Raw genomic sequence first — 25,314 nt, forward strand, 5'->3', positions numbered from 1 at the left:
ATGTTGAATGTAGCACTTCTAGGTGCAGGCCGTATCGCAGGCGTACACGCCACGGCGATTTCCTCCCATCCGCAGAGCCGTCTGTCTGCAGTCGCAGATATCAATGTTGCTGCCGCTGAACGGCTTGCAGCGCAGTATGGAGCCGCAGTTCGCTCGATCGACGAAATTCTGGCTGATGCTTCCGTTGATGCGGTCTTGATCGCAACATCTACCGACACGCACTCCGATCTGATCGAACGTGCGACGGCGGCAGGCAAAGCGGTCCTGTGTGAAAAACCAGTGGATCTGAGCCTTGAGCGTGCGCTGGCATGTCAAAAGGCCGTCAGCGCGTCAGGTAAGCCTGTCATGATCGGCTTCAATCGGCGCTTCGATCCAAATTTCGCAGCTTTGAAAGCCGCTTCGGAAAGAGGCGAAATTGGAAAGAGCGAGCTCCTCTCGATTACTTCCTTCGATCCGGCCCCACCCCCGGTTTCATACATCAAGGTTTCCGGAGGCATCTTCCGTGACATGATGATCCATGACTTCGACATGTCCAACTTCATCATGGGCAGTGTTCCTAAGACTGTCTCTGCGGTTGGCAGCTCAATCGTCGACCCAGAGATCGGAGCTGCGGGAGATATCGATACAGCCGTGGTCACGCTGCAATACGATGACGGACGGGTTGCCGTGATCAAGAACAGCAGGCGCGCAGTTTATGGCTATGATCAGCGTCTTGAGCTGCTTGGTTCGGAGGGACTTCTTCAGGCTCAGAACATGTTGGAAAGTACCGTCGTCAAGTCGACGACATCCGGTGTCGTCTCAGCCAAGCCGACATACTTCTTTCTTGAGCGGTACATGCCAGCTTACGCCGCAGAATGGGCAGCATTCGTGGAAGCCGTGGCGGGCGGAGACAGCGTCCCAGTCACGCTGGAAGATGGCGTTGCGGCACTGGCTATGGCTGAGGCTGCGGCCCGGTCGCTCTCTTCACGGCGGCCCGTCGATCTTGCCGACATCCTGGGTTGAAGGAACCAGTCGGTTAAGTTCGAAAAGTCGAGGGAGGAGGTCACATGAGATACGTCATTGTAGGCGCTGGCGAAGCGGGTCTTCGCGCCGCACTGGCCTTACATCAAGCGGGCGAACAAGACGTAACCCTCCTCAATGGAGAGGTGCTGGGAAGCTATGAGCGGCCAGCGCTCTCCAAGCCGTCGCCCGACGGCCTGTTTCACAAGCCTATTGCCGCTGACCTGACTGGCATCAAGCTGCAGAGCGGGAAAAAGGCCGTCGGGATTGATCGCGGCGCAAAACGGGTGTTTTGCGATGATGGATCCGGGGTTCCTTATGACAAGCTCCTGCTTGCGACAGGTGCCAATCCGAGGCGCTTGTATACAGCAGAACGTGATAGCACGCTCGAGCTGCGCACCGTGGACGATGCGAAGCGCATTTATGAGGCCGCCCAGCCAGGAGGGCGTGCAGTAGTTATCGGAGCTGGTCTCATCGGCATGGAACTGGCAGCAGAGCTCGTCCGGCGTGAACTTTCAGTGACGGTTCTCGAAGCAGGTCCACGTGCGCTTGGACGCGCGGTGCCGTCAATTCTCGCAGACATGATCGTGAAACGGCACGTGGCGGCAGGCGTGTCGTTCCATTTTGACTGTAAGATCACTCGGATTTCGGCAGGCAGGTTGGAGCTTGCTGACAAGACGACAATTGAAGCGGATCTGATCATCGCTTCGATTGGCGTGGATCCTGAGGTGTCCCTTGCGGCAACAGCCGGGTTGGAATGCGCCAACGGGATCGTAACGAATGCCAATCTTCAAACCTCAGATGAGAGCATCTATGCGGCAGGAGATTGCGCTTGTGTCGACCATCCGATCTACGGCTTGAGACGCTTTGAAACATGGCGCAACGCTGTAGACCAGGGAACATTTGCAGCAAAGGCAATGATGGGAGCGGAAGCATCGTTTGACGCTATCCCGTGGTTCTGGTCAGACCAGCACGACTTGAGTCTGCAGGTTTGCGGCCTCGCAGAGGACCGCCTCGATGCGGTGTGCAGGGAGGGAACGGACGGTTCCATCATGCTTTTCTATCTGGATGCTGAAGGCCGGCTAGTTGGAGCCGCAGGACTGGCACCAGGCAACACTATCGGACGTGATGTCCGTCTCGCAGAGATTATGATCGCTGCGCGGAGCGCTCCAGACAAATCGCTATTGGCAGATACCAGCGTGAAGCTCAAGTCCCTCTTGCGATCCTAACCAACAGAAGCCGACAGCCAGTTATCTGGCCTTCGAGCATCTGGCGCGCCTGATTTCATCTCATCAGACGCGCGGAGGCGATACAATTCGGGGGAATTCGTATCGCCTCCTTCTCTAACTTACTCCCAATTCTGATTTACAAACGATGTGGAGCATTTTGATCGATGAAGAACTATGTGCTGACCGTAACCTGCGCGTCCACTCGCGGCATCGTGGCTGCGATTTCAGGTTATCTTGCCGAGCAGGGCTGCAACATCGTCGATAGCTCACAGTTCGACGACCTCCACACCGGCCAGTTCTTCATGCGGGTTTCCTTCATCTCGGAGGAAGGCGCCAATGAAGCCAAGCTTGAGAAGGGTTTCCTACCCGTCGCAGAGAAATTCGGCATGAACTGGAACCTGCATGACGCCGCCAAGCGCATGAAGGTCCTGCTGATGGTCTCACGCTTCGGCCACTGCCTCAACGACCTGCTCTACCGCTGGAAGATCGGTGCGCTGCCGATCGAGATCGTCGGCGTAGTCTCCAACCACTTCGACTACCAGAAGGTCGTCATGAACCACGACATCCCCTTCCACCACATCAAGGTCACCAAGGAAAACAAGCCGGAAGCGGAAGCACGGATCATGGATCTCGTCGAGCAGACCGGCACCGAACTCATCGTGCTCGCCCGTTACATGCAGGTCCTCTCGGATGACATGTGCAAGAAGATGTCCGGCAAGATCATCAACATCCATCACTCCTTCCTGCCCTCCTTCAAGGGTGCAAACCCCTACAAGCAGGCCTTCGAGCGCGGGGTGAAGCTGATCGGGGCAACCGCCCACTACGTCACGGCTGATCTTGATGAAGGTCCGATCATCGAGCAGGACGTTGCCCGCATCACCCATGCCCAGTCGGCGGAAGATTACGTCTCGATCGGTCGAGACGTCGAAAGCCAGGTGCTGGCACGCGCGATCCACGCACACATCCACCACCGCACCTTCATCAACGGCAACCGCACGGTGGTATTCCCGGCAAGCCCGGGTTCCTACGCCTCCGAGCGCATGGGGTGATCATGACAGTTGTCATCGACGGAAAAGCAGCCGCCGCTTCGGTGATCGAAGCGGTAACCTCAGCAGCAACGACGCTGGAAAGCTCCGGCCATCGCAAGCCGGGTCTCGCGGTCGTCATTGTCGGCAATGATCCGGCAAGCCACGCTTATGTCGGCGCAAAAAGCCGCATGGCCAAGCAGTGCGGCTTCAACTCCATCCAGCACACGCTGCCGGAAACGACGTCGCAGGACGAATTGATGGCGCTTGTAGCCTCGCTGAATGCCGATCCCGCAGTCGACGGGATCCTGGTCCAGCTCCCGCTTCCGAAGCATCTCGACAGCGAGCCGATCATCCAGTCGATCCTGCCGGAAAAGGATGTCGACGGTCTCCACATCCTCAATGCCGGTAAACTCGCAACCGGTGACCTGAAGACCGGGCTCATCTCCTGCACGCCCGCCGGCGCCATGATCTTGGTTCGCCAGATTCATGGCAAGGATCTGTCCGGCCTCAACGCCCTGGTCATCGGCCGCTCGAACCTCTTCGGCAAGCCGATGGCGCAGCTTCTGCTGAATGCCAACGCCACCGTCACCATCGGCCATTCGCGCAGCCGTAATCTGCCGGAACTCGCCCGTCAGGCCGACATTCTAGTCGCTGCCGTCGGTCGAGCCGAAATGGTCAAGGCCGACTGGCTGAAGCCGGGCGCGACCGTGATCGATGTCGGCATCAATCGCGTCGCGGCTCCGGAAAAGGGCGAGGGAAAGTCCAAGCTGGTGGGCGACGTCGCCTTTGCCGAATGCAAGCCGATTGCGAAGGCCATCTCTCCGGTGCCGGGCGGTGTCGGACCGATGACGATCGCCATGCTGATGGCCAATACCGTGATCGCCGCCCATCGCCGGGCGGGTGTCGCTGCGCCAAGGTTCTGAGTGGAGCTACCGGGCTCTCGGTACGCAACCCACCCGGGTTACGGGCCCCCTTGTTCGATCCTCTTCGTCCGCTTTTGGGCGTTTAAGTTATTGTCCCTATGTCCGAGTAGAAGGCGCGAAGCAGAACAAATTCGTCGGAACAAACTGAGGGGAAACGAGCGGCCCCACGACGTGCAGACCCGTCCCCTGTCAGATCTCAGTCCGCTCGGCCAGCTTTAGTGCGTCCTCAATGTCGATGCGGAGATACCTGACTGTGTTCTCGATCTTGATATTGCCAAGCAGGATCTGGATGGCTCGAAGGTTGCCGGTGGCCTGGTAAATCATGGTAGCCAATCTACGAGCGAGCAGTTCCGGCGCCTCACGAGCGACCACGGCATCACCTTCTCCGTGAGCCATCTCTGGAAATGTCTTGGACAACGCCGCAATGGAAGGCTTCTTCTCATCCCTGAAAACGGAGAGAACAGCACGGAGGGTCTATCGCACAAGGAACGACGCCAGAGCAGATGTGTTCGATTACATCGAGCGCTTCTACAATTCTAAGCGTCGCCACTCGCCACTGGGCTATCTCAGCCCAATGACTTTGAAACCAAGGTGGGATTAGCTTAACTCGCGTCCAAAAACCAGTAGCAGGCCACTTCGACAGTACGATTTTGAGTGGAATCCTTACGGAGGCCAGGCGCGCAAATGTCCGGGACGACATCACGGGTGCCCTTATCTGCCGGGCAGACATCTACCTGGCGAGCGCGATGATCGCCACCTGGAGGTTAAGGTGCATGTTGCAGAGCACGCATCGGAGCGGGCGTTCGGAGAATGGGCCATGTTGCACGGCCCGGCGGCAACATGGATCTGGACGCAAGACGAGATTGCAGGTGGCGCCCTTATGCGAACGACACCTGAAGAGATAACGAGATTTTTCCTAAGACTTCGCCGTAGCGGGGCTGCTGGCGATAAGTGACGAGTGTGCGCATCAAGCTGCCTTGGCAAAAGATCGGTATAACGCTAACGCAGTCGACCGAGGAGCGGGCGTGATGGCCATACTACCAGCGGTCTCCTGGCCGCCCGCCGTTTGCTGGGATCTAACTCAGTTGAAGGTATTAGAAGCCTTGTCCCAACCCAACTAGCCTTCATGGTTCGCGAGCCACGCGCCTCGTAAATCCACGAACAGTGGCGTGGTGAACCTACTTCAGAACAGCAGGTGAAGGAGTCACGAGTCGCTCTGGGTGGCCATCCCGCTTATCAATCCTGCTCGGCGGAGATAAGCAAAGCAAGTCAGAGAGACCGTATCGTTCTCGACACCTCCTGGAGCTTTAGGAAAGCCTGATAGCGCCTGGCGTGAATATCGGCCACTTCCTGGCCTCCTGGCGCATAATCGGCGGCACGCCTGGACAGTGAACGCATCGCAGCATGAACGTCGGGAAATACTGATGCAGCGACGCTGCCAAGGATCGCTGAACCGAGCAGGACTGGCTCTTCGGCAGCCGGCGCCACGACCGGTTTAGCGCATGCATCTGCCAGGATCTGGCGCACCAGCGGGCTTGCACCCGCACCGCCGCTGATCACCACCCGCTTGACGGAAGCCCCCGCATTTGCCTGCGTCTCGATGATTTGGCGCAAGCCGTAGCCGATGCCACAAAGGCCAGCGATGTAGAGCGCAACGAGACTCTCAAAATCATGCTCCATGCCGAGACCGGCAATCACCGCACGAGCATGTGGATCGGCAAAGGGTGCTCGATTGCCGAGAAATTCCGGCACAACATGCAGGCCTGCAGCCAACTCGACGGCGTCAGAAGAATTCCCGACCTTCAGCGCTGCTTGTTCAGACATATAAGCCGGCAGCGACTTGCCTTCGGCACGCGCCTTGGCTGTGGCTTCGATGGATGCCGGATGGAAGGACAAGAGCTGGTCGATCGCGACACCGGCTGCACTCTGACCACCTTCGTTCAGCCACATGCCAGGGACCATGGCCGAGTAATACGGTCCCCAGACGCCGGGCACGAAAACGGGTTCCGTCGTAGAGGTCATGGTACAGGATGATGTGCCGAAGACATAAGCCAGGTTCTCCACCGGCTTGCCGCCGATGCCGACCGTACCGATCCCGCCCGCATGAGCGTCGATCATACCGGCTGCAACTGCGGTCCCCTGTTTAAGGCCCATCGCTTCTGCGGCTTCGTTCGTAAGTCCCTGCCCTAATCGGGTGCCTGGTTCGACGATTTTAGTGCCGATGCGGGCAAAGCCCTCGGCCACCAGCTCCTGGAGGCCGATCGTCTCGAAATAGCTTTGATCCCAGCGCGCCTCATGGGCAAGATAGGTCCACTTGCAAGTCACCGTGCAGGTGGAGCGCGCGAGGTCGCTGGTCGATTTCCAGGTGAGGAAGTCGGCGAGATCGAAGAACTGCCAGGCGCCACTGAAAGTCGCCGGGCGGTTTTCCTTCAGCCACAGGATCTTCGGCGTTTGCATCTCCGGCGAGATACGACCGCCGACATAGCGCAGGACGTCATGGCCCATGGCATTGATCCGCTCGGCCTGGGCAACGGCACGATGATCCATCCAGACAATGATGTCGCGCTCTGTTTCCTCTGACGGGCCGACCGCGAGCGGTCTGCCGCCCTCGCCCAGCACCACCAGCGAGCAAGTCGCATCAAAGCCAAGGCCGACGACCTGATCAGGCTTGACGCCCGCTGCCTGCACGGCTTCACGAATGATCGTACAGACCGCGTTCCAGATTTCGCTACTCGACTGCTCGACAATCGAAACCGCCTCGCGGAAGAGCGTGATATCGCGCTTGGCGACCGACAGCATGCGACCTTCAAGGTCGAAAAGACCCGCACGCGCGCTGCCCGTGCCGACATCGACGCCGATGACGTAACTCTTGGCCATTCCGGTCAATCCTGCTTATGGTCGCCCAATGTCATTGGCTGGCCGCGAATTCGCCCATCCGTCTAATCAGAAAAAGTCCGACGGTTGCGCCGGCATCCTGAAGTCCCAGGGTCTTTTCTTGGAAGGCTGCGGCCTTTCCATGCTGGGCTACCATCGATTTTGTCGCCTCCAGCGCATCTTCTGCAGCCTTGACAGCCGAGGAAAGCGCATCCGTGAGATCCGCACCTCTTTCAGCCTCGACCTCGAGCGCCCTGGTGAGCGGATCAAGCACGTCGAGCAGCGTCTTGTCGCCGACCTTTGCCTTGCCTCTTTCAGCGATGCCATCGGTATAGGCTCGCCAGAACTGCGCAAGTGCTGCCGTGTCCAAGGCATCCAGTCCCTCGACAGCCTTGCTCGCCCTCAAGAAGCCGGTCGCCGTCAGGGTTCCCATGGTCGACGGCGCAGTCCGGGCCATGGTCGCACCGGCGGTCCGCAGAAGTTTGGACAACCCAGCATCCGCGCCTTCGGCAGCGACAGCTTCGGCGGCGGCGGCAAAAGACTTGGACATCGTGATCCCGAGATCACTGTCACCGACCTTGCCATCGAGCGCGATAAGGAATTCACGCTGCTCGGCAAAAAGTTGCTGCCAGCTTTGGAACAGGGCGATCAGGTGGCCCGCGTCCAGTTTTACGAGGCTCATGGCGTTATCCCGCAATATGCTTGAAGAACGGTGTGTTGGAGGGCGCCGCCATCAGGCGGTCGAGTTCGGCATCCAGATGCAAGATCGAGATGGACGCACCCGCCATTTCCATCGAGGTTGCGAACTCCCCGATCCAGACATGCTTGGCCTTTACACCGCGAGCATCGAGAAGCTGCCTCACCCGGCGGAACAAGATGTAGAGCTCTTCCAGCGGGGTGCCGCCGAGACCATTGATCAGAACCGCTACATCTTCCCCTGACGTGTAGTCCGTCTCCTTGAAGATCCGATCCATCATCTCGTCGACAACGGCATCTGCGGGAGCGAGCTTCTTGCGGCTGATGCCAGGCTCGCCATGGATGCCCATGCCGATTTCCATCTCGTCCTCACCGATCGAGAAAGTAGCATGGCCGATTTCCGGAACGACGCAGCTCGACAGCGCGACCCCCATGGTCCGGGTCCTTGAACGTGCCTTGTCGGCGATCCGAGCCACCTCATCCAGCGAAAGACCCTCTGCAGCAGCAGCACCTGCCGCCTTGTAGATGAAGAAGATGCCAGCTACTCCGCGGCGCTTGTGTTCTTCGCCGACGATTGAAGAGGCGACGTCGTCGTTTCCGACGACCTGCTTGACGGCAATCCCATCGAGGTCCGCAAGTTCGGCAGCCATGTCGAAATTGATAATGTCGCCAGAATAGTTACCGTAGATGTAGAGGACCCCTGCCCCCTGATCGACGGCTTTGGTCACCTGATACATCTGCTCGGCGCTCGGCGACTGGAAGACGCCACCGACGGCGGCCCCGTCAAGCATGCCGTCGCCGACAAATCCCAGGAAGGTGGGAAGATGGCCCGAGCCACCGCCGGTGGTCAGCCCAACCTTGCCGGCCTTTGGTTTTGCGGTCACGAGGCAACGCAGGTCGCCATTTGCGTAAGTCACCATCGGATGGGCGGCGTAGATGCCTTCCAGCATCTCGTCGACGAAGTCGACCGGATCGTTGAGAAACTTCTTCACTTTATCCTCCACTGTTACTTTTTGCGCTGACGCGTGACGAAGAAGGCAGCGGCAAGCAGGATGAAACTGCCAACGACTAGCCGCTGCCAGGTGCTCGGGATCCCGACGAGGACAAGCACGCTGTTGATGATGACGATCAAAAGAACGCCGAGGATGGTGCCAAGAACCGATCCGGTGCCACCAGTGATGCGGGCGCCCCCCAGAACGACAGCGGCAATCACATTGATTTCGGTTCCCACGAGATCGAAGGGATTGGCCTGCCGGTTGGCGCAGACATGGATGATGCCGGCGAGGCCCGCCAAGGCCCCGGCATAACCGAACAGGAAGAGGTGCACGGTGCGCAGGCTGTAGCCCAAGCGCTCAGCGATACTCGCATTGCCGCCGACGGCGAAGATCGCACGCCCCATCAGTGTTCGATTGAGGATCCACCAGGTAAGGATCGCTGCTGCCGGTAGGACGAGGAAGTAGAAGGGCAAAGTGACGGTCGCACCATTTGCCGTTTCGAACTGCAAAAGCGGCATGCGGCCGAAGGCGCCCATTTGCGGCGGCAGCGACATGATCCAAACGGTGCCGATGAAGGACAGAAGGAACCCGCGAAACAGATACTGGGTGCCGATCGTCACAATCAGGGACGGCACCCGCAGGTGATGGACGAGGAGACCGTTGATCACGCCAAGCACCACACCGCCCAGCATCGACATCAAGATGATCAGGATCATCGGCGTGCCGGGCAGATAGGTTTGCACCAAGAGGGTCACCGAATACATGGTGAAGGCGGCAATGGCGGTAAACGAGACGTCGATGCCGCCGGCTGCAAGGATGACAAAGACGCCCAGCGCAAAGAGACCCATGACCACACTGGCACGGCCGATATCGATGAGGGTCGAGGGCTGCAGGAAGGCGGGATTGGCGACTGAGACAGCCACACAAATGATGACCAGAAGTGCAAAGGTAATGGTTTCAGGGCGCCGCCTGATCAGGGATCCGATACCACCGGCACGACCGGAAGATAGCGATGCATCCGCTCTTGTCGTATTCATTGTTCAGCCACCTTCGTGCTGCCGAGCATGGCCCGGTACAAGTCGTCTTCGGATGCCGTGACCGCGTCGAATTCTGAAACGATCCGGCCACTGTTCATGACCAAGATGCGATCGGCGTTCTGCAACAGTTCCGGCAGATCGTCGCTGACTATGATGAGGCCCATGCCCGATGCCGAAAGCGACTGGATGACCCTGTAGATCGTGTCCTTCGAACCGACATCGACGCCGACGGTCGGTCCATGCAGGATGAGCAGTCGGGGACCAATGCTGAGCCAGCGTCCGATGAGGACGCGCTGCTGGTTTCCACCTGAAAGCGAACTGACCGGTAAATCGATATTCTTGGTGTTGAGGCGCATCTGTGCCGACAGTTCATCGGCAAGTTTCCTGCCTTTGTCGTTGTCGATCACGCCGATTGCATTGGTGAGATCCCTGACGATGAGGGCAATCTCGTTGTCCAGGATGGACTTGTCGAGGAACAGGCCTTCGGCCAGACGGTCTTCGGGAACATAACCGATCCCATATCGGATGGCGTCTGAGGGGGAAGACAGGCGGACACTGTTGCCGTCCATCGTCACCGTCCCGCCGGTAACCGGCATGACACCGGCAAGCGCCATAGCCAGCTCGTTGCGACCGGAATCGGCAAGGCCTGTGATCCCGAGGATTTCTCCGGCATGGAGGGTTAGCGAAACTCCCTCGACATTTTCTGTGCGCAGGTCCTTGATGTCGAAGAACACGTCTCCCTCGGGACGTGTCTCGCGGTACCGGGTGGCGGTGATCGCACGTCCCGTCATCAGCTCGGACAGATCGTCCTTGGTATAGTCAACAATCGGGCCCTGCGCGACGCACTGACCGTCGCGAAAAACGATCGCATTGCCTCCGATCCGGTAGCATTCCTCGATCTTATGGGTCACGAAAAGCACGGTCACGCCTTCACCACGCAGCCGCTCGACCACATCAATCAGATTGTCGACCTCACGACGCGTGAGCGACGTCGTGGGCTCATCCATGATCACGAGCTTTGCGCGTGTTGCAATGGCGCGGGCAATCGCCACGAGCTGTCGCGCGGCCAGGGGCAGATCGGCAACGACCTCCTGCAAATAGGCTCGGTCAGATGGCAGTCCGACGGCGACCAGGGCACGGGCGGCCGTTTCATTGAGCTGGCTCATGCTGAACAGGCGAGCGAGCCGTCCGCCGGCCGAGACAAGCTGCTCGGTGAGCGCGACGTTTTCGGCAACTGTCATATTCGGCAGCAAAGACAAGTCCTGGTAGACCGTCTCGATGCCAGCGGACAACGATTGGATCGGCGTGAGTGCCTGGAACCGCTTGCCTTCGAGAATGATCTCGCCAGCCGAGGGGGGATGAGCGCCAGACATGATCTTGATGACCGTACTCTTGCCACAGCCGTTTTCACCGAGCAGGTGATAGACCTGTCCGCGCTCAAGGGTAAGGTTGATGCCCCGCAAGGCATGCACGCCCCCAAACCATTTCTCGATATTCTCTAGTTTGAGCAGCTCTTTCGGCTGCCAGATATTATATTGCATTGCGACTGCGACCACGGAGCACGACCCTCATGTTGTCCGCAGCTTCGTCCCTGCTGCGGTCGTGTGACCGGGAGATTGCCTCCCGGTCACGTTGTTGACGGGAGGATCAGAACAGGAAGTCCTTGTAGGTAGCCTTGTCTGCGAGAACCATGCCATTGCCGACGACAAGCAGGCCCTTGCCGGCGCCCTGCTTCACGGTGACCTTCTCATAGCCGGGCACACCGAGATCCATGCCATCCGTAAGCTCCTTCTTATCGAGCAGGAGCTTCGCGATCGTGTTCATCGCCATGCCGGCCTTTTGCGGATCCCAGAAACCAATTGCGGTAATCGCACCGGATTCAAGAAGATCGGCAGACGGATTGGGAAGACCTGTACCAACCAGGCAAATCTTGCCGCTCAGGCCGGCTTCGTCGATGGCTCGACCGACACCCAGCACGTCATTACCGGCAGAGGTCTGGAAACCCTTGATGTCGGGGTGCTTGCGCAGGATTTCCTTGGCCTTTTCATAGGTGGCATTTGCGTCGTCGAAGGATTCATTGTTGGCGTCGACGAGCTGCATGCCAGCGTATTTCTTGGCATTTTCCTCACCGGCACCGACCCACTGCATATGGGTGCGGCTGCCAAGCGAGCCGACAAACGTCGTCCACTTGCCTTCCTTGCCCATGCATTCGGCAAGACGCTCGTTGAGGGCTGCGCCGTAGTCGGCATTATCGAATGCTTCAACATTGGCATTGGTATTGATCTGGTTGTCTGCTTCATGGGTAACCACGACGATGCCGCGTTCCATCGCACGCTGTAGCGTACCTTCAAGCACTGCCGGATCCATCGGCACAACGGCGAGTGCGTTGACGCCCTTGGCAACGAGATCGTTGACGATCTGCAGCTGTTGAGCGGAATCGGCCGTAGCTGGGCCACTCTGGGTGGCAACCACGTCGGCATTTGCCTCCTGGTAGGCAACTACACCGGTGTTCATGCGGTCGAACCACGGAATACCGCTGATCTTGACCACTGTTGCGATGACAGGTTTTTCCTGCGCCACGAGTGCACCGATCGAGCCTCCCAGCGCGACCGCTGCTATTGCGGTGCCGACCATCATTCTCCTGGTAAACGAATTCATGCTTTCCTCCACAATTTTTCCCTCGATTTATTACTTCGGCGATTGAGGGACCGACGCCGAAGGATCTTCAGTGCGACGCATCGGAGCGAAGAAGCCGATCACGTCGTAACGGCCGACCGCGAGGAAGGTGAGAAGCAGCGCTCCCCAGGCGAAATCGCGGACAAAGTTGGAAAGACCCCCGAAATTCAAGAGGCTGGACATCAGCTGGAGTGCGATGGCGCTCAAGACGACACAGATGACCCGGCCATAGCCACCTTCGGGGCGAACGCCCGCCATCACCGCAATCAGAATTGCGATCAACAAATAGGAACTTCCATAGTCGAACTTCACGTTGACGTTGCGCGCGGCAACGATGATGCCGGCCAGGCCAGACAGGGTCCCGGACAAGGCATAAGTCGCAACAATGACCGCGCTTTTGGGGAAACCCGCAAAGGTCGCAGCTTTTGGATTGGTGCCCATCAGCATTAGCCAGAGACCATAGGGGGTGTATTTCAGCACGGCCCCAACCGCGGTCGCGACGACAATGAAGATGACAAAGCTGATCGGCACGCCAAAAAGCATGTCATTGCCGAGGCTCGACAAGAGTGCTGGGCTACCGACTGTCACGGCGCGTCCCTGCGAGACGACGACGGCAAGCCCCATAAAGGCCATCTGCGTGCCAAGTGTGCACAGGATCGGGGTGATGTTGAAGCGGGCGATCAGCATCCCGTTAAACAGGCCGCCGGCAAAACCCACCAGAAGGCAGCCGAGCATGAATCCGATACTGAAGGTGGTGGGATCGGCAGCCGGCCCCAGGATCGAAACCATCACAACGGCAGAGACCACACCCGACAGGTTGGCAAGCGCAATTCCCGACAGGTCAATTCCGCCATTTCCGGCACACATGGCGAGCATAACGCCAATGGCAAGAAGTCCGATTTCCGGCACCTGACCGGCCATCGACTGCAGATTGAACACAGAAAGAAAGGAGCCGCCGGAGATCACAACTCCAGCCACAAGCAGCATGGCGTTCATGACGACAAGCATCATGAATTGGCCGCCGGTTCCCCGCATGGTCTCCTCCCATGTTTAGTGAACGTTTCACGACTTCACTAAACGCTAACAAAGCCTAAACTCCGTTGCAAGCCCTATTTCGTGCGCAATTTCCATTGCGATCGGAATAGAGTTGCCTTAAACATCCGACTTAACAGTCACTTTGTTTAGTAAATCATTTCGCAGATGCAGCATTCGGAACAGTGATGAAGAACGGCAAGAACCTTACTATCAGGGACATAGCGGAGGCCGCAGGCGTCTCTGCAGCGACCGTATCTCTGGTGCTGAACGGAAAGGGCGACATCTCCGGCATCACACGCGCCAAGGTGCTCGAAGCCGTGGCGAGGCTGAACTATATTCCCAGGACCAACAAAACGACGGCAGAACCCGGGGAGACGCTGCGTTTCCTGAAGATCGCCAAGCACGGCCACACGGTGAACCGTGACCATAGCGTCTTCATTTCCGACTATATTGACGGGATGTCTGCCGAAGCCACGAGGCGCAACTACACTCTTGAGGTCGTCAGCTTCGAAGGGCAGCCGATCAGTTCGGTCGCAGAATCGCTCGCCGGCGCGCCGATATCGGGTGTCATTGCGCTCGGAACCGAATTGACCGAGGCCGATATCCGGCTCATCCAGGGTTTGGGATATCCAACCATCTTCATCGATACCTTCTTCGATGTCCTCGATGCCAATTTCGTCGACATGAACAACGAAGATGCTGTCTATAAAGTGCTTTCTCGCTTTCATCAGCAAGGATTCAGACGCATCGGATTTGTGGCGTCGCATGTGGAAACGACAAACTTCCGGCTGCGCCGCGATGCGTTTTTCAAGAACATGGCACGCCTTGGACTGGCGGTTGATGAGGCAGACGTTTTGTCGGTCGAATCGACTTACGATGGCGCATACAGCGATACGCGCCAGCTTCTCGCAGACGGGCTCGAATTGGCAGAATGCTATTTCTGCACCAACGACATCATCGCCTATGGCTTCATTCGGGCGTTACGCGAACACGGGCTGACTATTCCCGATGACGTTTCGATCATCGGCTTCGACAACCTGCCCCAGAGCGCGACAATGGATCCCGGTCTGACGACCATCGAGGTTTCCAAGCGCAAGATCGGTTATCTCGCCGTCACCATTCTGGATGATCTAATTCAGTCTGCAGAGCCTCAGCCAGCCGTCAAGATTCAGGTCGGCGCAGAACTCGTTCTGCGCGGCAGCCATGAAAAGCTCTCTCAGCGCACAGGCAAAAGAGGCGCACAAAAGCTAAAACAGCCAGCCGAATGATGACGGATCGACAAATGAGACCGTTCCGCAAGCTGACGTTCATTCACACGGTCGCAGCGCTGGAACCGGTCTTCGCCTCCCTTGCTTCCGAACGCTTGCCGGACTGGGAACTGAAGGCGGTGACAGACGAGAGCCTGCTGTCGCGAACAATAGCACGGGGTCATGTCGACCAGGACGTCTTCAACTGCCTTGCGAGGCACATCGAACAGGCAAACGCCAACGGCAGCAGTGCTATCATCGTCACCTGCTCAACACTCGGAGAGGCGGTCGACGCCTTGGCGCACAGGACCGTCACGCCGCTCTATCGGATCGACAGGGGAATGGCAGAAAATGCTGTTCGCCGGGCATCAACGATCGGTGTCCTCGCAACCTTGGGCACCACACTTGAGCCAACAATTCGACTGCTTGAGGCCACAGCTCATCAGGCAGGACGACGATGTACGTTTGTATCCAGGCTTTGCGGAGATGCCTTCAGCGTTCTCAAGAGTGGCGATCGGGTGCGGCACGACATGCTCGTACGTCAGGCCTTCGAAGACTTGTCACGCGATGTGGAACTCGTTGTGCTGGCGCAAGCATCCATGGCGAGAGCCCTGGATCAGGGCGGGCGAAACAAAACCTACCTTACAAGCCCTGAGCTTGGAATGGACTACATCGCAGAACGAATCCGCCTTTCGCGGCTGTAAGACAACTGATTTGGAGGAGGACAAGATGGAATACAGGACGCTTGGTCGATCGGGGCTGAAGGTCTCGGCGATATCCATGGGGACGTTCTCTTTCGGTGGCGTCGGCGGCTTTGCCAAGGTCGCCAATCAGGATGTCGACGAGGCCAGCCGCCTGATCGACTGCTGCATCGATCTCGGGGTCAATCTTTTCGACACCGCGAACATGTATTCGCTTGGACGGTCAGAAGAGATCCTCGGCGACGCGCTGGGAACGAAGCGAAATGACGTCCTGATCTCCTCCAAGGCGCGGATGCGCATCGGAGACGGGCCCAACGATGAAGGCGCATCTCGCTATCACATCATTCGCGAATGCGAACGTTCTCTGAAGCGACTGAAGCGGGATCACATCGACATTTACTTCCTACATGAATGGGACGGCCTCACCCCTCTTGAGGAAACGCTTGAGGCGCTGCACGCACTCCGTGAGCAGGGCAAGATACGCTACATCGGCTGCTCCAACTATTCGGGCTGGCACATCATGAAGGCTCTCCAGACCTCTGAGAGCAAAGGTTTGCCACGCTTCGTCACCCAGCAAATCCACTACACGCTCGAAGCGCGCGAGGCGGAATACGAGCTGCTTCCGATATCGGTCGATCAAGGTCTTGGCGTGATGGTCTGGAGCCCCCTCGCAGCTGGCCTGCTGTCAGGTGCGTTCGGGCGCAACAAGGCGCCAGACGAATCTCGCCAGGCGCAGGGCTGGAGCGAACCGCCGATCCGCGACAAGGAACGTCTATGGACAATCATCGATGTTCTTGAAGATATTTCCAGGGCACGGGATGTATCCGTCGCGCAGGTCAGCCTCGCCTGGACACTCTCGCGTCCCGCGGTTGCAACACTTGTGGTTGGCGGCCTCAGCGAAAGCCAGTTTCGGGACAATATAGCATCGACGACCCTCACGCTCACGGAGGCTGAGCTGTCCAGGCTGAATGTCGTCAGCCGTCCAGCCTACATCTACCCCTACTGGCATCAGCACAATTTCGCGGCCGATCGACTATCGTCCGCGGACCAGGCGCTGCACGCATCCTTCGACGACCTCGGGATGGTGTGAGCGGTCCAGATTTGCAATTCATGCAAGAGCGGGACATAGAGACATCCTGAGAAAGGCCAAACGAGGCCTACCCGCGCAGCAGACGATCGGGCTTATGTCTGGCGCAAAGCATCGACCTGCTCAGGGGTTAACGGCCTCAGGCGCTCGCCTCGCAGCATAAGGAAGAGCTTGGCGGTCTCTTCCAGCTCCTCCATCGCATACTGGGCCTCTTTCAGCGTCTTGCCCGCAACGACGGGGCCGTGGTTGGCCAGAAGTACAGCGTGGCTATGCTCAGCCCTTTCGCGCACGGCTTCGGCGAGCGCTGCGTCCCCTGGCGGAAAGTAGGGTGCCATCGGCAAGCGCCCCACCCGCATGACGTAGTAGGCGGTCAGCGGCGGCAGAACGTCGTCGGGATCAAGCCCCTCAAGGATACTAACCGCGACCGCATGGGTCGAATGCAGATGGACGACAGCACCTGAATTCCCGCGTGCACAATACATGCACTGGTGCAGGAAAGCTTCCTTGGTCGGCTTGTCGCCGCCGACATGGACGCCCTCCGCCGTAAACTTCGAAAGCCTGGCCGGATCAAGCGATCCCATGGAGGCATTGGTCGGCGTCATCAGCAGCTCGCCGTTCGAGAGCCGCGCGCTGATGTTGCCGGTCGAGCCGAAGGTGAAGCAGCGATCGAAGAGGGATTTGCCGACCTCGGCGATCTCATCGCGCAGACGGGTTTCCTCGGAAAGAATTGACGTCATGGCAGGATGTCCCAAGCCTTGAGGAAGAAATCGGGAGCGCCGAAATTGCCGGACTTCAGCGCCAGCGCCATCGGCTCCGTCTGTCCGAGCGTCAGCGTCCACGGCACGCCGGGATCGATCTCCGGACCGATGAAGAGGGCATCGGGTGCCAGCGCACCGACCACGGCGCCCGAGGTCTCGCCACCCGCGACGATTAAGCGACGGACACCCGCAGCCCTCAGGCCAAGCGCGATTTCAGCCAGGAAATGCTCGATCAGCGATCCGGCCCTCTCGCGACCGAGAGCAGATTGGGCAGCTTTTACCTCGTCGGGCTCTGCACTCGAATAGATAAGTGGTGCCCGTGCCGACTGGTTGAGCGCCCACGAAAGGGCGTCTTCGACCGGGAAGCGACCTTCTGCAATCGCCATAGGATCGAGCTTGAGCGTCGGGACCCCCGCGTCAATTGCGGTGCGGATCTGGCCGCGGGTCGCTTCCGAACAAGACCCGGCAAGGATCATCGACCGGCCCGCCGGCGCGGAAAAGGCGAGCGCGTCTCCTGCAGGTCGCAACAGGCCGGCGCGGCGGAAATTCGCCGGCAGGCCGAGCGCGATGCCGGAGCCGCCGGTGATCAGCGTCAATCCACCAGCGGCCTCGCCGATCACCCGGAGATCCGCATCGGTCAGCGCATCGACGACCAGCGCCTCTTCGCCCTTGCTACGCGCCGCCTCGAAGGCTTCGGCGACCGCAGAGGCTCCCTGCCCGACCGTCTCGCGGGTCACCAGCCCCACCTTCAGCTGCGACTGACCAGCCATCAGGCGAACGAGCGAGCTGTCCGTCATCGGGGTCAGCGGATGGTTGCGCATCGGGCTGTCGCAGAGCAGCTGATCGCCGACGAAGAGATGGCCCTTGTAGATGGTGCGGCCATTGGCCGGAAAGGCCGGGCAGACAATCGTCAGGTCCGTATTGAGTGCCTGCATCAGCGCCTCGGTGACGGGACCGATATTACCAGCAGGACTGGAATCGAAGGTCGAGCAATATTTGAACAGGAACTGCTTCGCACCCGCCGTCTGCAGGAAGGAAAGTGCCTCGAGCGACATGGCGACCGCTTCAGCTGCGGGATTGGTGCGCGACTTCAGCGCCACCACCACCGCGTCGACGTCCAAGAGATCAAGGCCGGCCTTGGGAACACCGATCGTCTGGATGGTCCGCATGCCCTCCCGTGACAGCATCAGCGCAAGGTCGGTGGCTCCGGTCAGGTCGTCGGCAATGGCGCCCAAAAGCATGGCAGTCTCCGGTGAATTGGCGCGCGGTCAGGCCGTTGCGCCGTCGATGATGGCAAATCCGGTGTCGATGATCTGCGCCTCGCCCGGCCGCTCGGCCTGGGCGAGAAGCGCTTTGACGGCCGTCTTGCCGATATTGAAGCGGTTCGAGCGAACGGTCGATAGGGGCTTTGGCAGCGCCTGGCCGATCTCCAGCCCGTTGAAACCGAAGAGAGCGAGCCGCTCCGGGACCGGTATCCCGGCGCCCAGACAATGCATGAAACCGCCGACCGCCATGTCGTCGTTGGAGAAGACGACAGCATCGGCCACAGCGCCATCGGCCAGCAGGCCGGCCAGCGTGTCGCGGCCGGCAATTGTCGAGCTCGGCCCGTCATGGCGCTTCTCGACGGAGAGTGACAGGCCGGCTTCAGACAGCGCTTCACACAGGCCGTCATAGCGGGCGCGGGCGCGGCGGTCGGCCGTCCAGTCGTGACCGACATAACCGATGCGGCTATAGCCGCGCTGCACCAAATGCTCGGCTGTCGCGCGACCGGCCCGGCGGTGGGACAAGCCAACCGCGAGATCGATCGGTCGATCGTCGATATCCATCAGCTCGGCGATCCGGATCCGGCTGTTTTCCAGCATCCGGCGGGCGGCATCGGTATGCTCGAAGCCAGTGGTAATCAGGGCTGTCGGCTGCCAGGCGAGCAGCGAGGAGACGAGTTGCTGCTCCTTGCCGAGATCATAATCGGTGACGCCGATCATCGGCTGATAGGGCGTGTCGGCGAGACCGGCATGAATTCCGCGCAGCACCTCGGGGAAAACGATGTTGGAGAGCGAAGGCAGGATCACGCCAATGATCAGCGAGGCCGAGGAGGCGAGCGAGCCGGCCGCCCGATTGGGCACATAGCCGAGCGTATCGATAGCGTCGAGAACGCGCTTGCGGGTTTCCTGTGCAATCGAGCCCTTGTTGCGGATGACCCGTGACACGGTGTTCTCGCTGACATTCGCCAGGCGAGCCACATGAGTGAGCGTCGGCGTCTCCGGCTGCATTCGTTTCGTCTCCTCCCCTGCCGCATTGCCCGATTGGCCAAGACAGCGACACGCGATCTGCTGTACAGGACCGTGCCACAAACTTTATCTCAGCGCTAACATATTCCGCTTGATCCTGCCTAGAGGATGTGCTTAAAAAATTATGTTAGCGCTGAGATTGGCGCTTTCTGGGAGATTACACTTCGGGAGGAGTTCACCGTGAGAACCTTTAACAAGGCCGCGCTTGCTGCGTCGGCCGCGATGCTCTGCGCCTTCAGTTTCACTTCGGTCGTCCGCGCCGAAGACAGCCATCGTCCGGAGTGCTTCTCTGCAGCACCCGACAACGCCAAGGTCATCAAGTACGAGAAGCGTGAAGGCCCCTACAAGGTTGCCTTCGTCAACGGCTTCGCCGGCAATGACTGGCGCGTGACCGCCATCCAGGGCGCCAAGGCCTGGGCAGCTCGCGAAGAAAACAAGGCGAAGCTGTCTGAATTCACTGTTGTCTCGGTTGGCAATGACAGTGCCGCCCAGATCGCTGCGATCGACAACTTCATCGCTGCCGGCTACGACGCGATCACCTTCATCGCCGTCAACCCGACTGCCTTCTCCTCCGTCATCAAGCGCGCCGAACAGGCCGGCACAGTACTCGTGCCCTTCGACAACGTGCTCGACACCGATGCCATCGTGCAGGTGAATGAAAACCAGTTCGAGCTCGGCGCGATGAAGGCGGAAGCCGTCGTGCGTGAAATCGAGAAGGCCAAGGGCAAGGTCGAGGGCAGCGTGCTCGAAGTCTCCGGCCTGCCGGGCAATGCGACCGACCGCGACAACCATCTCGGCATGCGCTCCGTCCTCGACAAGCATCCAGGCCTCAAGGTCGTCCAGGTGGTTGGCAACTGGGATGCCGGCACCGTGCAGAAGGTTACCGCCGACGCCATCGCCACCAACGGCAACTTCGACGGCGTGATGGTCCAGGAAGGCACGATCGGTGCGCTGAACGCCATGAAAAATGCCGGTCACCCGGTCGTTCCGATCGGTGGCGATGCTGGTAACGGCGCCCGCAAGCTGATCGCCGAAGGCAAGTATCCGGGTCTGACCGCAGCCCAGGCACCGGTCATGTCGGCCGTGGCACTCGAAGCCGCCGTCTCGCTGCTCGAGGGCAACAGCCTGCCGCAGAAGGTCTTCCTGCCGATCCCGAACAAGGACAACGCGGAACTGAAGGAAGGCACGGACTACTTCCCGAACCTGCCGGATACCTTCTACACGGCGACAGGCTATCCGAACTGCTTCCCGGTCTTCACGCCGGAAGAGCTGCTCGGCCAGACCCCTGATAACACCTGATCCTCCCGGCCGGGCGGCGGTGCCTGACCTCTGAAGGTGCCGCCGTCCGACCCATACCAGGACATGCCAGAATGACGACAGCTCCGCTGATCGAGCTTTCGGGGATTTCGAAGTCTTATGGGCCGATCCAGGCCCTGAAGACGATCGACTTTTCCGCCCGACCGGGCTCCGTGCACGCCATCCTCGGCGAAAACGGCGCCGGCAAGTCGACCCTGATGAAACTGCTTTCCGGGGCCATCCAGCCGACGACCGGCGAAATTCGCCTCGAAGGCAGTCCAATCCGGTTTTCCGGAACGCGCCAGGCCTCGGCCGCCGGTATCGTTTGCATGTTCCAGGAGCTCTCGCTCCTGCCGACCCTCTCCGTTGGCGACAACATCACGCTTGCCCGCCCTCAGACGCGCTTCGGCTTCATGCTTGCCAAAGCCTATGAAGAAGCACGTGCTGCCCTCGACCTGATCGGAGCCGAGAGCATATCCCTCGACACGCCCGTCGAAGAGCTGTCGCTGGCCGACCGGCAGCGGGTGGAAATCGCCAAGGCGCTCTATCAGAAACCGCGTCTTCTCATCCTCGATGAGGCCACCTCCGCACTCGGCGCCTCCGCCGTCGAGAAAGTGTTCACAGTGATCCGCAAACTGCGCGACGAAGGATGCTGCATCCTCTTCATTTCGCATCGTTTCCATGAGGTCGAAGCGCTTGCCGACACGATCTCGGTCTTTCGCGCCGGACAGCATGTCCGCACCTTCCCGGCAGGCACGATCGACAACCAGAGCATCGTGTCGCTGATGATCGGCGAAGCCATGGGCCGGCTGTTTCCGCCACCACGTCCTCCCGTCCCATCGGCGACCGCGTCGCTCCTGACCGTGAAGGATCTCACGCTGTCGGGCGAACTCTTCGATGTCAGCTTCACGGTCCGTCCCGGCGAGATCTATGGTCTCGGCGGTCTGGAAGGCCAGGGCCAGCAGCGCGTTCTTGAAGCCATCTTCGGCACACTCTCAGGCGTCAGCGGTTCAATCGAGCTTTCTGGCAAAGCCTACGAGCGCCGCTCGCCGCATCGGTCGAAGTCACCGGCGATCGGGATCGCGCTTGTCCCCGAGGACCGCAAGACCGAGGGCATGATCCAGCCGCTGTCGATATCAGACAACATGCGGCTGGCAGGCATTGGGGTTCACACCGACAAACAGGGGCTCGATGCGCGCTGCCTTGGCCTTCTCGAAGGCCTCGAACTGACCTATGGCCATCTCTCCGATCCGGTCATGTCATTGTCGGGTGGCAACCAGCAGAAGGTGCTGCTTGCCAAATGGCTGGCGCTCGGCCCACGCTGCCTGCTGTTGCTCGATCCCACCCGGGGAATCGACGTGAAGACCAAGGCACAGATCTACCGCCTTCTCACCGACCTCGCTGGACAGGGGATCGCCATCGTGATGCAATCGACGGATTATGAAGAACTCGTGCATCTCTGCGACCGGGTCGCGGTCTTCTATCGTGGCCGCATCGCGCGAGAACTCAGCGGAGACACACTGACGCCTGAAAACCTGATCTCAGCCGCCATGGGCCTCAGCACTGCCCCATCAGCGCCGGAGACCGTGCAATGACCGCGCTCTCCATCCGACGCACCCTACGCGTCATCATCCCGACCATCGCTTTCGTCGCCCTCTTCGTGCTCTACATCGCCACCCATCCGCGAGGGCTCTCCACCTATGTGCTGACGATCTGGTCCAACCAATCGGCGCTCCTGGTCTTTGCTGCCTTCGCCCAGTTCTTCGTCGTCCTGGTGCGCGGGATCGATCTCTCGGTCGGTGCGGTCGTGGCGCTGACCAATGTCACCGCTTCTTTCGCACTCGCCGGCGATGGCGGATCGCTTGTCTTCGGCATGGCTGCCGTTCTGCTGGTCGGTATGGCCTGCGGGTTGTTCACGGGTCTCTTCGTCTGCTTCGGCAATGTCCCGCCCATCGTCGCAACATTGGCCACCGGCGCGATCTATTCCGGCATCGCGCTATATCTCCGGCCGACGCCAGGCGGCGGTGTAAACTCCGAGCTTTCCGATGCCTTCACCTACGCGATTGGTCCAATCCCGACCTCCCTGTTGCTGATCATTGTCACCGTGCTCGTGATCACGATCGTGCTGCGCAAGACGAGTTTCGGCATGGCGCTGAAAGCACTTGGAGCAAACGAGCATTCCGCCCAACTGACCGGCATCAATACGACGTCGATGCGCATCTCCGCTCATGTGCTGGGCGGTTTGATGGCCGGCATGGCCGGGCTCTATGTCTCCATGGTCACGATGACCGGCGATGCCGGTATCGGTCCGACCTACACGCTAAACTCGATTGCCGCGATCGTGCTCGGCGGCGTCTCGCTTGCCGGTGGTATCGGCACGGCAGTCGGCGTCGCCGTTGGTGCCATGCTGTTGAAGACAGTCGCCTCGCTGATGTTCTTCTCCGGGCTTCCTCCCCTCGCCCAGCCCTTCTTCGAGGGGCTGATCCTGGCGCTCGCGATTGCCTTCGGCTCCGTCGGCGTGCTGCGTGTCCGCAACAAACTGAAGTTGTTCGCTCAATGACAGACCGTGCGATACCGGGCCCATCGCGGCCGAGCCTTCCTGTCGATCCCGCCGTTCTTGTCGTTGCCATAGGCTGCGGTCTGTTGCTGGCCGCCGGCGGCACCATTCTGCCGACATTTCTGACGGCGGGTTACCTGCTACAGCAATTGCAGATAGCTTCTTTCCTCGGGATTATTGCCGCCGGCGCCACGCTGGTCATTCTGCTCGGCCATATCGATCTTTCGGTACCGGCCGCGATTACAGCAATCGCCATCGTCACTACGACGGTTGCGGGCTCGCAGGATCCGATGCTCGCGGCACTCGCCATTCCGATCGGGCTCCTCACCGGCGCCCTGATCGGACTGATCAACGGCATCGGCGTCGCCTTCCTGCGCCTGCCGTCGATGGTCTGGACGCTGGCAATGAACTCGATGCTGATCGGCTCCGTTGTCTTCTTCACCGGCGGCTTCAAGCCGCGCGGCATGGCCCCGCCGCTCTCCATCACCCTGTCGCTCGAGCGCAGTTTCGGGATCCCGAACACCTTCCTGTTCTGGCTGGTGGTGATGGTCGCGATGTTTTACCTGCTGCATCGGACCGTCTACGGCAAATATCTGATCGCCATGGGCAATTCGGAAAAGGCCGTCTATCTTTCCGGCATTCGCGTGCGGCTCGTTACCACCCTCACCTTCGTGGTCGCTGGTGTCTTTACGGCGATTGGCGCCATCCTGCTCGCCGGCTATGCCAACCAGGCCTATCAGGGCATGGGCGACCCCTATATGCTGCCTGTTATCACCGCCGTGGTCATTGGGGGGACGTCGATCATGGGGGGCCAGGGCGGTTATGGCGGCACGATCGTCGGCGCCATCTTCATCACCCTTCTGTCCTCTATCCTCTCTGTGCTGCAGATGCCGGAAGCCTTCAGGCAAATTGTATTCGGTGTCATCATTCTGGCCATGCTCTTGATCCGTGGCTACAAAAGGAGCTTTCGCTGATGTCTCACCTTCCGTCCGTCGCCGTCGTCGGCCTCGGCTCCATGGGCCTCGGCATGGCGCGCTCGCTGGTCCGGGCCGGACATGCCGTGCGTGGCTTTGACATCAGTGCCGATGCACTGAACGCGCTAGAGGCCGCCGGCGGCACCCCGGGCACCAATCCGGGGGATGCTGCAACTGGCGCCGATGTCGCCGTCATCGTGGTTGTGAACGCTGCCCAGACCGAGACGGTGCTCTTTGGCGAGAACGGTGTGGTCGCTGCCATGAAGTCGGGCGGCGCCATCATTGCCTGCGCCACCATCTCGCCAGCTGAGGCCAAGCGCTTCGCAGCCCGTGTCGAAGAAGCAGGTCTCCTTTATGTCGACGGTCCGATCAGCGGCGGCTCGAAGAAGGCCGAAGCCGGCCAATTGACCTTCATGGCCTCTGGCTCGTCCGCCGCTTTCGCCGCCGCCCGTTCGGCGCTCGATGCCATGGCGGACACGGTCTACGAACTCGGCGACAAGCCCGGCATTGGCTCTTCCTTCAAGATCGTCAACCAGCTGCTGGCAGGCGTGCACATCGCCGCCGCCTGCGAGGCGATCACCTTTGCCAAGAGCATGGACCTCGACATTTCTCGCGTTTTCGACGTCATCACCAAATCCGCCGGCAACAGCTGGATGTTCGAAAACCGTATTCCGCACGTGCTGGAAGGCGACTACACGCCGCATAGTTCTGTCTCCATCTTCACAAAGGATCTCGGTATCGTCTCGGATATAGGCCGCCAGACGAAGTTTCCGCTGCCGATCGCGAGTGCTGCACTACAGCTCTTCATCATGACCGAGGCCGCTGGCATGGGACGCGACGACGACAGCTCGGTCGCACGCCTGCTGGCGAAGATCGCCGGCCTGAAGCTGCCGGGAATGGAAGACGAGGACTGA

The 25,314-nt window shown here is 59.7% G+C and carries 22 protein-coding genes and 2 pseudogenes; 13 read left to right on the top strand and 11 right to left on the bottom strand.

Annotated features, from left to right (window positions below):
* From iolG to folD, 4 genes are all read left to right on the top strand, one after another.
* Complete coding sequence (gene iolG / locus E9677_RS16115) at positions 1-1,002, top strand: inositol 2-dehydrogenase (RefSeq protein WP_136559113.1); 1,002 nt, start codon at positions 1-3, stop codon at positions 1,000-1,002.
* A gap of 44 nt (positions 1,003-1,046) precedes the next feature.
* Entirely contained in the window at positions 1,047-2,228 is a 1,182-nt protein-coding gene (locus tag E9677_RS16120) for an NAD(P)/FAD-dependent oxidoreductase (protein ID WP_136559114.1), read from the top strand.
* A gap of 164 nt (positions 2,229-2,392) precedes the next feature.
* Positions 2,393-3,277: a formyltetrahydrofolate deformylase gene (gene purU, locus E9677_RS16125; RefSeq protein ID WP_136559115.1), complete on the top strand. Its 885-nt coding sequence runs from the start codon at positions 2,393-2,395 to the stop codon at positions 3,275-3,277.
* 2 nt (positions 3,278-3,279) lie between these two features.
* Positions 3,280-4,179: a bifunctional methylenetetrahydrofolate dehydrogenase/methenyltetrahydrofolate cyclohydrolase FolD gene (folD, locus tag E9677_RS16130; protein ID WP_136559116.1), complete on the top strand. Its 900-nt coding sequence runs from the start codon at positions 3,280-3,282 to the stop codon at positions 4,177-4,179.
* A 189-nt stretch (positions 4,180-4,368) separates the two neighbouring features.
* Here folD and E9677_RS16135 read toward each other — a convergent pair.
* Positions 4,369-4,509 (bottom strand): annotated as a pseudogene (locus E9677_RS16135) (integrase); the annotation flags it as partial.
* Between E9677_RS16135 and E9677_RS16140 the strand changes: the two are divergent.
* Positions 4,498-4,780, top strand: a pseudogene (locus E9677_RS16140) (IS3 family transposase); the annotation flags it as partial. The pseudogenes E9677_RS16135 and E9677_RS16140 sit on opposite strands and share 12 nt — an antisense overlap.
* 668 nt (positions 4,781-5,448) lie before the next feature.
* Here the strand turns inward: E9677_RS16140 and E9677_RS16150 are convergent.
* The 7 genes from E9677_RS16150 to E9677_RS16180 form a co-directional block, all read right to left on the bottom strand.
* Positions 5,449-7,056 carry an FGGY-family carbohydrate kinase gene (locus E9677_RS16150; RefSeq protein WP_136559117.1) on the bottom strand — a complete coding sequence of 536 codons (1,608 nt, stop codon included), beginning with the start codon at positions 7,054-7,056 and terminating at the stop codon, positions 5,449-5,451.
* A 31-nt stretch (positions 7,057-7,087) separates the two neighbouring features.
* On the bottom strand, positions 7,088-7,735 hold the full coding sequence (locus E9677_RS16155) for a dihydroxyacetone kinase family protein (protein WP_136559118.1): 648 nt from the start codon (positions 7,733-7,735) through the stop codon (positions 7,088-7,090).
* A gap of 4 nt (positions 7,736-7,739) precedes the next feature.
* Positions 7,740-8,741 (bottom strand): dihydroxyacetone kinase subunit DhaK, encoded by a 1,002-nt coding sequence (locus E9677_RS16160; protein ID WP_136559119.1) that lies wholly within the window; start codon positions 8,739-8,741, stop codon positions 7,740-7,742.
* 14 nt (positions 8,742-8,755) lie between these two features.
* A complete protein-coding gene (locus E9677_RS16165) occupies positions 8,756-9,781 on the bottom strand; it encodes an ABC transporter permease (RefSeq protein WP_136559120.1) in 1,026 nt (341 codons plus the stop codon).
* Positions 9,778-11,322, bottom strand: a complete 1,545-nt coding sequence (locus E9677_RS16170) for a sugar ABC transporter ATP-binding protein (RefSeq protein WP_136559121.1) — start codon at positions 11,320-11,322, stop codon at positions 9,778-9,780. The genes E9677_RS16165 and E9677_RS16170 overlap by 4 nt, the downstream gene beginning before the upstream one ends.
* Positions 11,323-11,428: 106 nt before the next feature.
* The gene (locus tag E9677_RS16175; protein WP_136559122.1) at positions 11,429-12,439 is read right to left on the bottom strand and encodes a substrate-binding domain-containing protein; all 1,011 of its coding nucleotides are present in this window, start codon (positions 12,437-12,439) and stop codon (positions 11,429-11,431) included.
* Positions 12,440-12,469: 30 nt separating this feature from the next.
* Positions 12,470-13,492: an ABC transporter permease gene (locus tag E9677_RS16180; RefSeq protein ID WP_136559123.1), complete on the bottom strand. Its 1,023-nt coding sequence runs from the start codon at positions 13,490-13,492 to the stop codon at positions 12,470-12,472.
* 185 nt (positions 13,493-13,677) lie between these two features.
* Here E9677_RS16180 and E9677_RS16185 point away from each other — a divergent pair, with 185 nt between their 5' ends.
* Genes E9677_RS16185 through E9677_RS16195 form a run of 3 tightly spaced genes read left to right on the top strand, consistent with a single transcriptional unit; the run spans position 13,678 to position 16,530 of the window.
* The gene (locus tag E9677_RS16185; protein ID WP_136559124.1) at positions 13,678-14,760 is read left to right on the top strand and encodes a LacI family DNA-binding transcriptional regulator; all 1,083 of its coding nucleotides are present in this window, start codon (positions 13,678-13,680) and stop codon (positions 14,758-14,760) included.
* Entirely contained in the window at positions 14,757-15,443 is a 687-nt protein-coding gene (locus E9677_RS16190) for an aspartate/glutamate racemase family protein (protein WP_235882990.1), read from the top strand. The genes E9677_RS16185 and E9677_RS16190 overlap by 4 nt, the downstream gene beginning before the upstream one ends.
* Before the next feature lie 25 nt (positions 15,444-15,468).
* Positions 15,469-16,530, top strand: a complete 1,062-nt coding sequence (locus E9677_RS16195; protein WP_136559125.1) for an aldo/keto reductase — start codon at positions 15,469-15,471, stop codon at positions 16,528-16,530.
* 92 nt (positions 16,531-16,622) lie between these two features.
* On the opposite strand, the gene otnC is transcribed toward E9677_RS16195, so the two are convergent.
* Genes otnC through E9677_RS16210 form a run of 3 tightly spaced genes read right to left on the bottom strand, consistent with a single transcriptional unit; the run spans position 16,623 to position 19,555 of the window.
* Entirely contained in the window at positions 16,623-17,264 is a 642-nt protein-coding gene (otnC, locus tag E9677_RS16200; protein ID WP_136559126.1) for a 3-oxo-tetronate 4-phosphate decarboxylase, read from the bottom strand.
* Positions 17,261-18,526, bottom strand: a complete 1,266-nt coding sequence (otnK, locus tag E9677_RS16205; RefSeq protein ID WP_136559127.1) for a 3-oxo-tetronate kinase — start codon at positions 18,524-18,526, stop codon at positions 17,261-17,263. Before otnK ends, otnC begins: the two co-directional genes overlap by 4 nt.
* 27 nt (positions 18,527-18,553) lie before the next feature.
* Positions 18,554-19,555 (bottom strand): LacI family DNA-binding transcriptional regulator, encoded by a 1,002-nt coding sequence (locus tag E9677_RS16210; protein ID WP_136559128.1) that lies wholly within the window; start codon positions 19,553-19,555, stop codon positions 18,554-18,556.
* Between the two features lie 198 nt (positions 19,556-19,753).
* Between E9677_RS16210 and E9677_RS16215 the strand changes: the two genes are divergently transcribed.
* From E9677_RS16215 to ltnD, 5 genes are all read left to right on the top strand, one after another.
* Positions 19,754-20,872, top strand: coding sequence for a sugar ABC transporter substrate-binding protein (locus E9677_RS16215; RefSeq protein WP_168801237.1), 1,119 nt, complete (start codon positions 19,754-19,756; stop codon positions 20,870-20,872).
* Positions 20,873-20,943: 71 nt separating this feature from the next.
* Positions 20,944-22,464, top strand: a complete 1,521-nt coding sequence (locus E9677_RS16220; protein ID WP_136559130.1) for a sugar ABC transporter ATP-binding protein — start codon at positions 20,944-20,946, stop codon at positions 22,462-22,464.
* The gene (locus E9677_RS16225) at positions 22,461-23,429 is read left to right on the top strand and encodes an ABC transporter permease (RefSeq protein WP_136559131.1); all 969 of its coding nucleotides are present in this window, start codon (positions 22,461-22,463) and stop codon (positions 23,427-23,429) included. Before E9677_RS16220 ends, E9677_RS16225 begins: the two co-directional genes overlap by 4 nt.
* Positions 23,426-24,400: an ABC transporter permease gene (locus tag E9677_RS16230; RefSeq protein WP_136559132.1), complete on the top strand. Its 975-nt coding sequence runs from the start codon at positions 23,426-23,428 to the stop codon at positions 24,398-24,400. The genes E9677_RS16225 and E9677_RS16230 overlap by 4 nt, the downstream gene beginning before the upstream one ends.
* Positions 24,400-25,314, top strand: a complete 915-nt coding sequence (gene ltnD, locus E9677_RS16235) for an L-threonate dehydrogenase (protein ID WP_136559133.1) — start codon at positions 24,400-24,402, stop codon at positions 25,312-25,314. The genes E9677_RS16230 and ltnD overlap by 1 nt, the downstream gene beginning before the upstream one ends.

It is taken from the genome of Peteryoungia rhizophila (genome assembly GCF_004912145.1).
Taxonomy (GTDB): Bacteria; Pseudomonadota; Alphaproteobacteria; order Rhizobiales; family Rhizobiaceae; genus Allorhizobium; species Allorhizobium rhizophilum.